The organism is Nocardiopsis sp. TRM 82005 (genome assembly GCF_056312425.1).
Genome location: NZ_JBWDTQ010000019.1, coordinates 173,981 through 185,975 on the forward strand (window position 1 = coordinate 173,981; position 11,995 = coordinate 185,975).

Consider the following 11,995-nt stretch of genomic DNA (forward strand, 5'->3'; position numbering starts at 1 on the left):
GGCTTTTGGCCATGTTCGGCCTACCCCTCGACGTACCTTCTCCGTATCTGCTCCACTTCATCCCCGTCACCCTCACGCGACGCGCGCACGAGCCGCTTGATGTCAGCGGCGGCGAGCGCATCATACAGAGAGCGCGCTTGGACGGCCTTCTCCGGATCACCGCGCTCGTTCTCCTCTTCCATACCTTCCAGTTCACCACGTCTCTTCGCACGACGGTCGGATGAGCGGGAACCTGCTTCCACGTGTTCAGGGGCTCCTGCCCCTGGTGGAAGTGGAACCGCTTCGTGCTGACGGGCATTACGCTCGTTTGGTGTGAACAGTAAGCTCATCCCTCTTCCTGTCAATCGCATCCGGAACTTCCTGCTGCGCACCTACGCGGACCTCATCGACATGAGCGATGTACCCCAACGCACGAAACCGGCGGACAGAGAACAGATGCTTCTGAGCCGAGCACTGGCGGCTCTCGCGGTGTCTGACACGCTTGGGTGTACGGCCGAGGAGGCTGCGGCTCTGGTGACTGACGGAGGGGAGGACTGGGGGATCGACTCAATCGGTGTCGACGAGCGTCCAGAGGTTCCCACTCTCCTTATCAACCAGTCGAAATGGAGCGACGACGCCTCTGGAAAATTCCGCCAGGGCGATGTGGACAGGCTCCGACGCGGGGTCATCTACCTGCACAACGGTAGATTCGACGAGTTCAACGCGCGTATGCGACCGCACGCCGACCATGTTCACGAGGTGCTTCAGACCCCGCGTGCACCGGTCATTCTGATGCTTACGGTCATGCGGTGGAGGGACAAGCCCTTGGACGGCTCCGTCATCAAGCTTCTCGAGGAGTTGCGTGATGAGATGGGTGGCCCCGGGGTGGTCGATCTGCGCGTCCGCTACCTCGAAGACATCGAGGAGATGTACGAACGTGCGTGGTCCGGTTCCGACATCCGGGTCAAGCCTCGGCTCGATTCCTTCGTGCGTGACGAGAAGGGACCGCAGGAGGCCTACTACGGCACCCTTCCAGCCACCGAGTTGGCTGCCTGGTTCCGCAGGTACGGTACTCGCCTCTTCGATGAGAACGTGCGCCGTCCCCTGGGCACGACGACGGTCAACAGCAGGATCGTCAACACCCTGCTGGAGGCACCCGAAGATTTCTTCTACCACAACAATGGGGTTGCGGTGCTGTGTGACACCGTTGACCCCGCCCCTGGGGCGCGTATGAACGCCGGTGGTGTTCTCGAACTGCGTGGCGTCCAGGTCGTCAACGGTGCTCAGACGATCGCGTCCATCGCGCGGGCCATGGAGACGAATCCCGAACAGGTGGCCAACGCCACCGTTGGCATCAAGATCATCTGCCTCGAAGGAAGCCCTGAGGGCTTCGGCACCACAGTGACCAGGGCGATGAACACTCAGAACGCGATGGTCCTCCAGGACTACGTGGCCTTGGACGAAAAACAGCAACGTCTGGCCATGGACTTCCTTGATCACCTCAACAAGGAGTACGTGCTCCAGCGAGGAAGCGCTCCGCCCGCTACTGAGGAAGCGGGATGTCTGGTGAGCGAGGCGGCCGAGGCGCTTGCCTGCGCCGACGAAGACGCCGGTGTGATGGCTCACGCGAGAAAGGACCCCGAAGCCCTCTGGGATACCGAGGCGGACGGTCTCTACCGGCATCTTTTCGGAGGGACCCTGAAGGCTGAGACGGTATGGAAGCAGGTCTGCCTGCTGCGTGTCGTCCGTAAGAGGCTGGCCCGCGAGCGTGAGAACCGTGCTGGCAAAGCCGCTCTGATCGCCGAACACGGTGTGTCGCTGTGTGCACACGTGGTCTTCCAGCAGTTGCGGGAACGGTGGGCTTCCGACAGCTCCCTGGGACAGGAATGGGAAGCGGTCCTGTTGGAGGCCGGAGAACTGGCATCTCGGGTCCTTGACTTGCTCATCCACTACCACGGCGAGCTCTACAGCATGCCGGTGGCCACGTTGAAGAACCCGGAGCGCTGCCGTGTGCTGGTCGCTCACATGTACGCCAGTCTCAACGGGACCGAGCCTGTTGTCCTCAGGGAGGAGGATCAGCCGAGAAAACGTTCCGAGAACGCCGTTACCGTCCTGCACCGAAGCGGACGCATCCCCGACGGCGCCCGGCTCGAACTGTGGGGGGACACAGCCGATGAGCGACGTGTCCTGGTCCCGTGGGTGGAGGAGGACCCCAGGAGAGGGCTGGCCACATGGGTCGCCCGGGGCGGGAACAAGTGCATTCGCTGGGAGCTTGACGGACGTCGTTACTCCGCGACTGGTCTCGTCCAGCACATCCTGAGGGAAGCGGGTGCGGACGATCTCGTTCGGGCCCTTCAGGGAACCAGGTACTGGTATGTCCAGTACGGCCAGGACGAGATCAATCTGGTTGGACTCGCGGAAGAGATCCGCCGTGCCGAGACCGCAGGAGAAGAGGAGCCGGAAGAGCTGTAGACGTGTTTCGGTGATCCCGTCGTCCTGCATGGCTACGTCCTTCGGTCAGGTGAGCGGGAGCGGGACGGAACGCCGCAGCCCCGCCGGGCTGCGGCGTTCGCTGTCCTCGGGTTCGTTGGTGCTACATCAGGCCCGGGATGCACTCGCGGGTTACGACCGGGCGCCAGGCCAGGTCACGTTCGACGACGCGCACCAGGCCGCCCGAGCGGGATACCCGGAGGGTTTCCAGACGGGTCATGTCGATGCGGCCCCACTCGCCGCTTTCGGGGTCGGTGACCAGACGGGCGAATCCGAAGGCCCACCAACGGCCGGGCTGCTCGGAGTCCTGCCACAGCTCGGTGATCCACCAGTCGGCGGCGGGGGAGAAGTAGCGTAGGTGCACCACTGCCTCCTCCGGTTCCATCTCGTCCTGTCCGCGTTCGCTGGGAATGCTGGTGCGCTCCGGCAACGGCGGGAGGAAGGCGTGGCCGCGCAGGGAGCGGTTCACCTCGATCGGTTCGGCGGGTTCGTGAGATTGGTTCGGTTGGGCTGATCGGTTTGGTCGGCTCGGATCGGTCTTCTTGGCCATGATGTGGCTTCTCTTCGTGGTCGTCTGCGGGTGCGGCTGGTGTCAGCGGAGCCCGGAGGAGTTGGGCGGCATCCAGGGGGAACGCGGGCGCGGTGGTCCGGTGGCGGACGCCATCGCCTGGAGCAGCTCATCGGGGGTGTCGACACAGACCAGCCGCATGAGGCGGGTGTGCGCGGCCCAGTACTGGCGGGTGTGCTGGCCGAACCAGACCGTCCAGCCCTGGCGGCGCAGCTCCGTGAGCCGCGTCCTCGGGTCGGGCGTCTGAGCGGTGCCGGGAGCGGGTTCTGGCCGGGTGACCGGGCTCAGCCACCGGGGGAAGACCTTCGGCCGCTGGGGCCTTTCCATGGTGATCACCTCGTGGTCCTCCGCTCCGGAGTCAGGGCCCGGCGCAGGTCGGCCACGCTGGTGGCGGTGACCAGGTCGGCCGGGCAGGGGCAGCAGCGGCGGGCCAGCGTGGCGACGAACACCGGCCGTCCCGCCTCGTCGTGGAACTCACAGATGAGGTGGTCGGGGAAGTCGGTCCGCAGCCGCTGGACCTTCCGACTGGGGTAGAGGGCGTAGCCGGACACGCTCACCACCCGCCCGGGTGCCCAAGCGCCGTACGGGGCGCGGGAACCGGCGGAGGCCGGTGGGACGGCTGGACCTGGTGCCCGTGGTGGGTCCGCGAGGTCTGCTGGGGCCGCTGAGCCTGCTGGGGAGGCTCCGGCGGCTGCTGCGAGTCCCACTCCAGGGTGAAGAGGACCGCTGGGCCGTGCCGGGTGTTCTCAACGCCCCAGGTGCTGGCCAGGACGTCGACGAGGAAGAGGCCGCGGCCGTGCTCGGACTCGGGGTCTGCGGGAACGGCCTGGAGGGCGGGGGCACGGGTGTCGCCGCAGCCGCGCACGGAGATACGAAGGCAGTTGCCGGAGACGAACACCGAGACGAGGAACGCCCTGCCGCGTGCTCCGGCAGGGGAGTGCAGCAGGGCGTTCGTGGCGAGCTCGCTCAGGATCAGTAGAGCGTCCTGGGCAGCGGAGTCGGGTACTCGGGACAGCTTCATGCGACGGGACAGCCAGTCGCGGGCGTCCTTGACGGAGGTCAGCGCTCCGGGGAAGCGTCCGAGGTAGCGGCGCAACTCGGGCCGCTGGGGAGGTTGGGGCGTAGGGATACTACGCTCGTACACAGGTCCTCACCTGTCCTTGCAGGTTGTGGGCTCAGGCCCTGGTCAGGTGTGTCCGCATCCGACCAGGGCCGTTTTTACACAGCGGGTCGTCCCTCTTAGTAGTCATCGAGGTACGTACTGCTCCAGCACAGCCATAGTCCATCACGTCTTACTCATGTGCAAGGTGCATTCCGAAAAACTCTGATGGAGGTTGAGGAGTTCGATACGCTCTCGACATGAAGAGTCCGACTGTGGGGCGCTGGCAGCTGGCCCAGGAACTAGAGAAGCTGCGAGGAGACAGGCCACGGGATCGGGTGGCCAAGGCCATCGACGTGGCACCGAGCAGCATCACCAGGTGGGAGGACCCCAGTGGTGCGATCCCGCGACGCCGGGACCTTCACGCGTTGCTGGAGTACTACGAGGTCCCAGGCGAGGAGGTCAGCCGTTACCTGGAGTTGCGTGAGCGCGCACGTGAGTCGGGCTGGTGGCAGAGGTACGGCATCAAAGGTGGCTATGGCACCTACATCGGCTTGGAGAGCGATGCCAGCAAGATCCAGCGTTATGACGCCATCCACATCCCTGGCCTGTTCCAAACGGAGGACTACCAGCGGGCACTGATCGCGGGAAGCGGAGCAGCGATCAGTCAAGAAGAGGTGGATCGCCGGATCGAGGTCCGCAAAGAGCGACAGCGTGTCTGGATAGGTAGTTGCCCGCAGACCTGGGCGATTATCGACGAAGCCGCGATTCATCGCATGGTGGGTGGTGCGGAAGTGATGCGTGCTCAGCTTGATCATGTCATCGCTCTGATGGATGAACCACACGTCACTGTGCAACTCCTCCCCTACGAGGTTGGAGCGCATGCGGCCATGGAGGTGGGGTCGTTCACAGTCCTTGACGTTGGTGCACTCAGCGTTGTGCACACTGAGCAACGCAGGAGCGTCCTCTTCCAGGACGATCCCCCGGAGGTTGAGGAGCATCTTCGGGTGCTCGATAGGCTGCGCATGGAAGCATACGGAGACGCCAAGACCAAGATTGGTCTGCGCAGCGCACACTGAGGTGGAACTTGAGAGAGCAGTGGTACAAGAGCAGTTACTCCACGGCAAGCGGGGAGTGTGTGGAGGCTGCTCACTTCGCCCCGGGGAAGCACGGTATGCGTGACTCCAGGCAACCTGAGCTAGGGCACCTGACGTTCGCCTCGGCCGAGTGGCACACCTTCGTCTCTTCGCTGAAGACAGCGGACACCATCGCATAGCTCTCATATAGCTGGGAGCCCCGGGAACTTCCCCACCCGGGGCTTCGTGGTGTCTGGGGCGTCTCCCAGTGTTCGGGCCAGGCATGTCCCTGCCCAGTGGTACTGTCCCGACGTGATCACTGGAGAACTGAAGAGCAAGATCGATCGTGTGTGGGATGCCTTCTGGTCGGGTGGCATCTCCAACCCTCTGGAGGTGATCGAGCAGATCACCTACCTGATGTTCATCCGCCGCCTGGACGAGATCCAGATCCGGAAGGACGCTCAGGCTCGGTGGGGTGGGGCCTCTGCCCCTATCTTCCCTGAGGGGGGCGCTCAGGAGTTCCGCTGGCAGAACTTCAAGGACAAGCACCCCGAGCACATGTACACCATCGTCGCTGACGGTGTCTTCCCCTTCCTGCGCAACCTCGGGGATGAGGGATCCACCTACTCACACCACATGCGTGATGCTCGGTTCACCATCCCCACCCCCGGACTACTCTCTCGTGTGGTCGACATGCTCGACGACATCCCGTTGGGTGAGAAGGACACTAAGGGTGACCTGTACGAGTACATGCTCGGCAAGATCGCCACTGCTGGGCAGAACGGCCAGTTCCGTACCCCCCGGCACATCATCCAGCTCATCGTGGAGCTGATGGCTCCGACGCCCACCGATGAGATCTGCGACCCTGCGTGCGGTACGGCTGGATTCCTCGTCGAGTCGGCTGCCTACATGCAGCGCGTCCACGAGGATGCCCTGCTGAGCGTCGATAATCGGGCACACTTCAACAACAGCATGTTCCACGGGTTCGACTTCGACAGAACCATGTTGCGAATCGGCAGCATGAATATGCTCTTGCACGATGTCACTGACCCAGACATTCGTTACCGTGACTCGTTGGCTGAGAGCCCGAGCGGTAGCGATGATGCGGAGCGCTACTCGCTGATTCTGGCCAATCCTCCCTTTGCTGGAAGTCTGGACTACGAGACCACAGCCAAGGACCTTCAGCAGGTCGTGAAGACCAAGAAGACCGAGCTGCTTTTCTTGGCACTCTTTTTGCGACTGCTCAAGCCTGGTGGTCGTGCAGCAGTCATCGTTCCGGACGGGGTTCTGTTTGGCTCCACCAAGGCCCATAAAGAGCTCCGGCGTACCCTCGTGGAGGACCATCAACTTGACGGAGTGATCAAACTTCCAAGCGGTGTATTCAAACCTTACGCTGGAGTTTCTACCGCGATTCTGCTGTTTACCAAGACTAACAGTGGTGGTACAGAAAACGTCTGGTTCTACGATGTCACCGCTGATGGATTGAGTCTGGACGACAAACGTCAGCCTTTGCTGTCAGGTGACAAACTCGGTGTGCGCCCCAAGGTAGGTGCTCTCGGTGCAGAAGAGCATGCGAAGAACAACCTTCCAGATATTCTTACTCGTTGGAGTCAGCGTAACACCGACGAGCGTGAACGTTCACGCGCCGAACAGAGCTTCTGTGTTTCTAGGGAAGAACTCGCTGCACAGGGTTACGATCTTAGTTTGAGTCGATATAAAGAGCTTGTTTATGACGAGCTTGAATTTCGGTCGCCTGGAGAAATAATTAAGGACCTCGAAAAGGCAGAAATTAGCATTCAAGAAGATCTTGATGGCCTTGGTGGTGCTCTAAGGTGAAAATGTTGCCCATTGGGAGTTTGCTGAAAAAAGTTTCTAGTTGGCAGCCGAGGAAGTCTGGCTCGATTGACCCGTTCTTTTATATTGACCTCGGCTCTGTTGATAATGTCGAAAAATCTATTGTATCTCATCAATTCTTGTTTCCTGGTGAGGCCCCTAGTCGTGCTCGGCAAATAGTCGAAAATGGGGATATTCTAGTATCCACTGTGAGGCCAAATCTTAATGGTGTAGCTCGCGTTGAAGAAAGCTATGACGGTGCTACTGCTTCTACTGGTTTCTGTGTTTTGAGGCCAGACCCTGAAAAAGTTCACGGTCCTTATCTGTTTCAGTGGGTGAAGTATCCGAAGTTTTCTTTTATGCTCTCGGGTGAAGCGACGGGACAGAGCTACCCTGCTGTTTCGGATGCTATCGTGAAGCGCCAGCTAATTCCTCTCCCTTCTTTGGCGAATCAGAAGGCGATTGCCGAAATCCTTGAAAGGATCGACTCTTTGCGCTCTAGGCGCAAAGAGGCCATGGCTTTAATTGAAGAGCTGTGTAGTTCGACTTTTTTGGAATCCTTTGGTGACCCCAAGGTCAATCCTATGGTTTGGCCGGTTGGCACTGTTGGTGACCTTGTTGCCTCTACTTCATACGGGTCTGCCGTAAAGGCAAGGTCTAGTGGGGAAGTCCCTATTCTTCGAATGGGTAACTTGACCTACGATGGCGATGTCGACATGGGAGACCTCAAGTACGTTGATCGCGATGAGGTAGGAGAAAAACATCTCCTTGCGGATGGCGATGTGCTCTTCAACCGTACGAACAGCGCTGAACTTGTAGGTAAGACGGCGGTCTACAGGGGAAGCGGTCCTGTGGCTTATGCTGGTTATCTTATTCGACTCCGCACTAACTCTCTTGCGCACCCTGACTACATCTCGGGCTTCCTGAATAGTAGGTATGGCAAACTGCTTTTGCGTAATATGTGCAAGAGTATTGTGGGTATGGCTAATATTAACGCCAAGGAATTGAAGGGGATTCAGATCCCGATTCCTCCGTACGAGTTGCAGGCCGAGTACGCCCAGCGCTTGCGTGCGATCGAGGAGCTCAAGAAGAAGCACCAGACCCACCTCGCCTACCTGGACGAGCTCTTCGCCTCGGTCCAGCAGCGGGCCTTCCGTGGGGACCTGTGGGCAGACTCCGCCGCTTGACCACACGCGACCACAGAGCTTGGCCGGACGCGGCCACCGGGTTACGACTCATCCACAGAAGCTGAAACCGGGTACCGCCACCCCATCCCGGATCGCTAGTCTCCCGCCATGAGCAACTTCTCCTACCTACAGGCCGAGTGGCCCGACCTGTTCGACGAAGCGCGGCGGGTGGAGGAAACAGCCCTGCACGACCCCAGGACCGCCTGTTTCTACGCCCGCCGCACGCTGGAACTTGCTCTGAACTGGCTGTACGACGTCGAGAACGCCCTGGCGCGCAGCTCTCCCCGGGACCTGAACGACAAGGTCAACGATCCGGCCATGGCCACCCTCGCGGGACCCCACCTCGTGCTGAAGATGAACGGCATCCGGCGCACCGGAAACAACGCCGTGCACAAGTCAGCCAAGGTGCACAACAGCGAGGCCGTGCGCATCGCCTCCGAGCTCTTCCACGTCATGTACTGGTTCGCCCGCCTGTACACCCAGGAAGACGCCAACCTTCCCGCCGACGGCCTCACTTTCGACCGCTCGGCTCTGCCCAAGCCGGAAAGCGCCACCGAGCGCGTTCGCAAGCAGGTCGAACTCCAGCGCATGGAGGAGGAGAACAAGCGCCGCGACGCCGAACTCGTCAAAGCCCGGAAACAGAACGCCGACCGCGATGCCGAGATCGCGCGGCTGCGCGCCCAGGTCGCCGAGGCCAAGGCCGCCAACGCCAAGCGCCCCGACACCCACAACTACGACGAGGCCCAGACCCGCGAGCTGTTCATCGACCTCCTGCTCAAGGAGTCGGGCTGGAAACTCGACAGCGCGAACGACCGCGAGTTTCCCGTCACCGGAATGCCCAACGAGTCCGGCAACGGATACGTGGACTACGTTCTGTGGGGCGACAACGGCAAACCCCTCGGCCTCATCGAGGCCAAGCGCACCAGCCGCAACCCGCTGGAGGGACAGCACCAGGCCAAGCTCTACGCCGACTGCCTGGAAAGGCAGTTCGGCCAGCGCCCGGTCATCTACTTCACCAACGGGTTCGAGACCTACATCTGGGATGACACCTTCTACCCGCCCCGGCAGATCCAGGGCTTCCACACCAAGGATGAACTGCACCTGCTGATCCAGCGCCGGGCCGGGCGCCGCTCCCTGGCGGCTACTCCCATCGCGGAGAAGATCGCGGGACGTACCTACCAGCAGCGCGCCATCCGCGCTGTGGGAGAGGCCTTCGAAAACGACCACAAGCGCAAGGCCCTCGCGGTCATGGCCACCGGATCGGGCAAGACCCGCACCACCATCGCCCTGGTCGACCAGCTCATGCGCGCGGGCTGGGTCAAGAACGTGCTCTTCCTCGCCGACCGCAAGGCCCTGGTCCGCCAGACCGTCAACGCCTTCAAGCAGCACCTGAAGAGCTCCAACCCGGTCAACCTCATCACCGAGAAGAACTCCGAGGGCCGGGTGTACGTGTCCACCTACGGCACGATGATGAACCTCATCAACCAGGTGGACGACGGAGACCGCCGCCGCTTCGGTCCCGGCCACTTCGACCTGGTCATCATCGACGAAGCCCACCGGTCGGTGTACAGGAAGTACGGCGCGATCTTCGACTACTTCGACTCGCTCCTGCTCGGTCTGACCGCCACCCCCAAGGACGAGGTCGACCGCAACACCTACCACCTCTTCGACCTGTCCGATGGCGTGCCCACCTTCAGTTACGACCTGGAGGAGGCCGCCCACGACGGCTATCTCGTCATGCCCAGGGCCGTCAACGTCCCCCTCAGGATCCCCCAGCGCGGACTGCGCTACGACGAACTGTCGGAGGAGGAGAAGGAGGAGTGGGACGAGGCCGAGTGGGACGAGGAGGGCAACATCCCCGACGCGGTCCTGCCCGACGAGGTCAACAAGTACCTGTTCAACGAGCGCACCATCGACCTCGCCCTGGAGGTCCTCATGGACCGGGGCCACCGGGTGGCGGGCGGCGACCGGCTCGGCAAGACCATCGTCTTCGCCCGGGGCGAGGAGCACGCCCGCTTCATCGTGGAGCGGTTCAACAAGCGCTATCCCCAGCTCGGCGGCGACTTCGCCCAGGTCATCACCTCCAGATCCGACTACGTCGACAGCCTCCTGGACGACTTCTCCACCCCCGAGAAGGCGCCGCACATCGCGGTGTCCGTCGACATGCTCGACACCGGTATCGACGTCCCCGAGGTCGTCAATCTCGTCCTGTTCAAGCCCGTGTACTCGCGCACCAAGTTCTGGCAGATGCTCGGCCGGGGTACGCGCCTGTGCGACGACCTGTTCGGACCGGGCAGGGACAAGGAGGACTTCTACGTCTTCGACCTGTGCCGGAACGTGGAGTACTTCAGTCAGGACCTTCCCGTTGCCGAGGGCCGGGTGGCGCCCTCGCTCAGCGAGAAGCTCCTGCGCACCCGCCTGGACCTGGTGTACACCCTCGACCAGGCCCGTCCCGACCTGTCAGAGCCCGCGGAGGGGAGCGAGCCCGACGACGACGCCGGGGTGCGCTGGGCCCACGCGCGCCACCTGCACCGCGTCGTGGCGGGGATGGACCCCGACAACTTCCAGGTACGTCCACGGCGTCGCTGGGTGCACGAGTTCGGCGAGGCCGACCGCTGGCGCAAGATCGACGCCGATGCCCACGAGGCGGTCGGTGAGAACCTGCTCTCCCTGCCCACCTCCCACCGCCCCGAGGGTGACACCTCCGAGGAGGCCAAACGCTTCGACCTGCTCTCTCTGAGCCTCCAGCTCGCGGTGCTCACCGGCGATCCCGCCGCCGACCGCCTGCGCCAGCGCGCCCAGGACATCGCCTCGGCCCTGGAGGACCTCACGGCCGTACCCGTCGTACGCGAGCGGATCGACCTCATCCGCGCCGTGGCGGGCGACGAATGGTGGGTCGACGTCACCCTGCCGATGCTGGAGCGCATGCGCACGCACCTGCGCGGCCTGGTCCGGCTCATCGAGCACGGTAAGCGCAACATCGTCTTCACCGACTTCCGGGACGAACTCGGCGAGGTCGACGAGATGGAGATCCGCGGCGTTCCCCTGGGCACCGATCGCGCCCGTTTCAGGACCCGCGTGCGCAACTACCTGCGCCGCAACCCCGACGAACCGGTCGGCTACAAGCTGCGCGCCAACGAGAGCGTCACCGAGGCCGAACTCGACCGCCTCCTGCGCACCTTCCGGGAGGAGGAGTTCGGCAGCCAGGCCGACATCGAGCAGGCGGCGGCCGAGGACGGCGGCCTGGGCATGTTCGTCCGTCGGCTGGAGGGTCTGGACCGGGTCGCCGTCGAGGTGGCCTTCCTCGACTTCCACGGGCAGGAGTCCCTCAGCGACCGCAAGCGCCGCTACCTGGAGCGGATCTGGGACTACCTGGAGGTCAACGGCGAGCTGGCTATGCCCCGGCTGTGGGAGCAGCCCTTCCTGGACCTGGCCTCGAACGGTCCCCAGGACCTGTTCAGCGACGAGGAGATGCATGAGCTGAACCGGTGCCTGACGGGTATCCGCGCCAGCGCGGTCCCCGCCGAGCGCGACACCGAGTAGAAACCGTGCGGTTCGCCCGGCTCGTACGCTCGCCCCCAGGGCACGAGCCGGGCATCAGGAGATGCGACTGGCCGTGTGAAATAGGCGGTTCAAACCCTGTCCCGAAACAGCAGGGCCCCGCACTGAGCCCCGAGCACGCCGGCGCCCTCGTCAACGGGGCCTGAAGTGCTCCATCAGCTCACGGAACCGGGCCCAGCCGTCCGCCTCCACCCCGTCCCCG

General features: G+C 62.8%; 11 protein-coding genes. 6 read left to right on the forward strand and 5 right to left on the reverse strand.

The genetic code is table 11. The features are described 5' to 3' along the window. Positions 1-20 precede the first annotated feature (20 nt). Positions 21-182 (reverse strand): hypothetical protein, encoded by a 162-nt coding sequence (locus AC0T5L_RS16390; protein WP_476166350.1) that lies wholly within the window; start codon positions 180-182, stop codon positions 21-23. Between the two features lie 130 nt (positions 183-312). Between AC0T5L_RS16390 and AC0T5L_RS16395 the strand changes: the two genes are divergently transcribed. Next, positions 313-2,451: an AIPR family protein gene (locus tag AC0T5L_RS16395; protein ID WP_476166351.1), complete on the forward strand. Its 2,139-nt coding sequence runs from the start codon at positions 313-315 to the stop codon at positions 2,449-2,451. Positions 2,452-2,572: 121 nt separating this feature from the next. On the opposite strand, the gene AC0T5L_RS16400 is transcribed toward AC0T5L_RS16395, so the two are convergent. Genes AC0T5L_RS16400 through AC0T5L_RS16415 form a run of 4 tightly spaced genes read right to left on the reverse strand, consistent with a single transcriptional unit; the run spans position 2,573 to position 4,181 of the window. Then, the gene (locus tag AC0T5L_RS16400) at positions 2,573-3,019 is read right to left on the reverse strand and encodes a hypothetical protein (protein ID WP_476166352.1); all 447 of its coding nucleotides are present in this window, start codon (positions 3,017-3,019) and stop codon (positions 2,573-2,575) included. Positions 3,020-3,061: 42 nt separating this feature from the next. Next, a complete protein-coding gene (locus AC0T5L_RS16405; RefSeq protein ID WP_476166353.1) occupies positions 3,062-3,373 on the reverse strand; it encodes a hypothetical protein in 312 nt (103 codons plus the stop codon). Further along, positions 3,370-3,588 carry a hypothetical protein gene (locus AC0T5L_RS16410; protein WP_476166354.1) on the reverse strand — a complete coding sequence of 73 codons (219 nt, stop codon included), beginning with the start codon at positions 3,586-3,588 and terminating at the stop codon, positions 3,370-3,372. Before AC0T5L_RS16410 ends, AC0T5L_RS16405 begins: the two co-directional genes overlap by 4 nt. Positions 3,589-3,590: 2 nt before the next feature. Beyond that, the gene (locus AC0T5L_RS16415) at positions 3,591-4,181 is read right to left on the reverse strand and encodes an ATP-binding protein (protein ID WP_476166355.1); all 591 of its coding nucleotides are present in this window, start codon (positions 4,179-4,181) and stop codon (positions 3,591-3,593) included. Between the two features lie 215 nt (positions 4,182-4,396). On the opposite strand from AC0T5L_RS16415, the gene AC0T5L_RS16420 reads away from it, so the two are divergent. The 5 genes from AC0T5L_RS16420 to AC0T5L_RS16440 all read left to right on the forward strand — a co-directional run bounded on the left by AC0T5L_RS16420 (position 4,397) and on the right by AC0T5L_RS16440 (position 11,775). After that, positions 4,397-5,215, forward strand: a complete 819-nt coding sequence (locus AC0T5L_RS16420) for a helix-turn-helix domain-containing protein (protein ID WP_476166356.1) — start codon at positions 4,397-4,399, stop codon at positions 5,213-5,215. 8 nt (positions 5,216-5,223) lie between these two features. Next, the gene (locus AC0T5L_RS16425) at positions 5,224-5,412 is read left to right on the forward strand and encodes a DUF397 domain-containing protein (protein ID WP_476166357.1); all 189 of its coding nucleotides are present in this window, start codon (positions 5,224-5,226) and stop codon (positions 5,410-5,412) included. Positions 5,413-5,524: 112 nt separating this feature from the next. Continuing rightward, positions 5,525-7,048 carry a type I restriction-modification system subunit M gene (locus tag AC0T5L_RS16430; RefSeq protein WP_476166358.1) on the forward strand — a complete coding sequence of 508 codons (1,524 nt, stop codon included), beginning with the start codon at positions 5,525-5,527 and terminating at the stop codon, positions 7,046-7,048. Positions 7,049-7,050: 2 nt separating this feature from the next. Then, complete coding sequence (locus AC0T5L_RS16435; protein ID WP_476166365.1) at positions 7,051-8,232, forward strand: restriction endonuclease subunit S; 1,182 nt, start codon at positions 7,051-7,053, stop codon at positions 8,230-8,232. Between the two features lie 108 nt (positions 8,233-8,340). Beyond that, positions 8,341-11,775 carry a DEAD/DEAH box helicase family protein gene (locus tag AC0T5L_RS16440; protein WP_476166359.1) on the forward strand — a complete coding sequence of 1,145 codons (3,435 nt, stop codon included), beginning with the start codon at positions 8,341-8,343 and terminating at the stop codon, positions 11,773-11,775. Positions 11,776-11,995: the final 220 nt, after the last annotated feature.

What these genes read in the sequence shown, in the direction of transcription:
- AC0T5L_RS16390 (WP_476166350.1), bottom strand. Translation starts at nt 182, where the DNA reads ATGGAAGAGGAGAACGAGCGCGGTGATCCGGAGAAGGCCGTCCAAGCG.
- AC0T5L_RS16400 (WP_476166352.1), bottom strand. Translation starts at nt 3,019, where the DNA reads ATGGCCAAGAAGACCGATCCGAGCCGACCAAACCGATCAGCCCAACCG.
- AC0T5L_RS16420 (WP_476166356.1), top strand. Translation starts at nt 4,397, where the DNA reads ATGAAGAGTCCGACTGTGGGGCGCTGGCAGCTGGCCCAGGAACTAGAG.
- AC0T5L_RS16435 (WP_476166365.1), top strand. Translation starts at nt 7,051, where the DNA reads ATGTTGCCCATTGGGAGTTTGCTGAAAAAAGTTTCTAGTTGGCAGCCG.
- AC0T5L_RS16440 (WP_476166359.1), top strand. Translation starts at nt 8,341, where the DNA reads ATGAGCAACTTCTCCTACCTACAGGCCGAGTGGCCCGACCTGTTCGAC.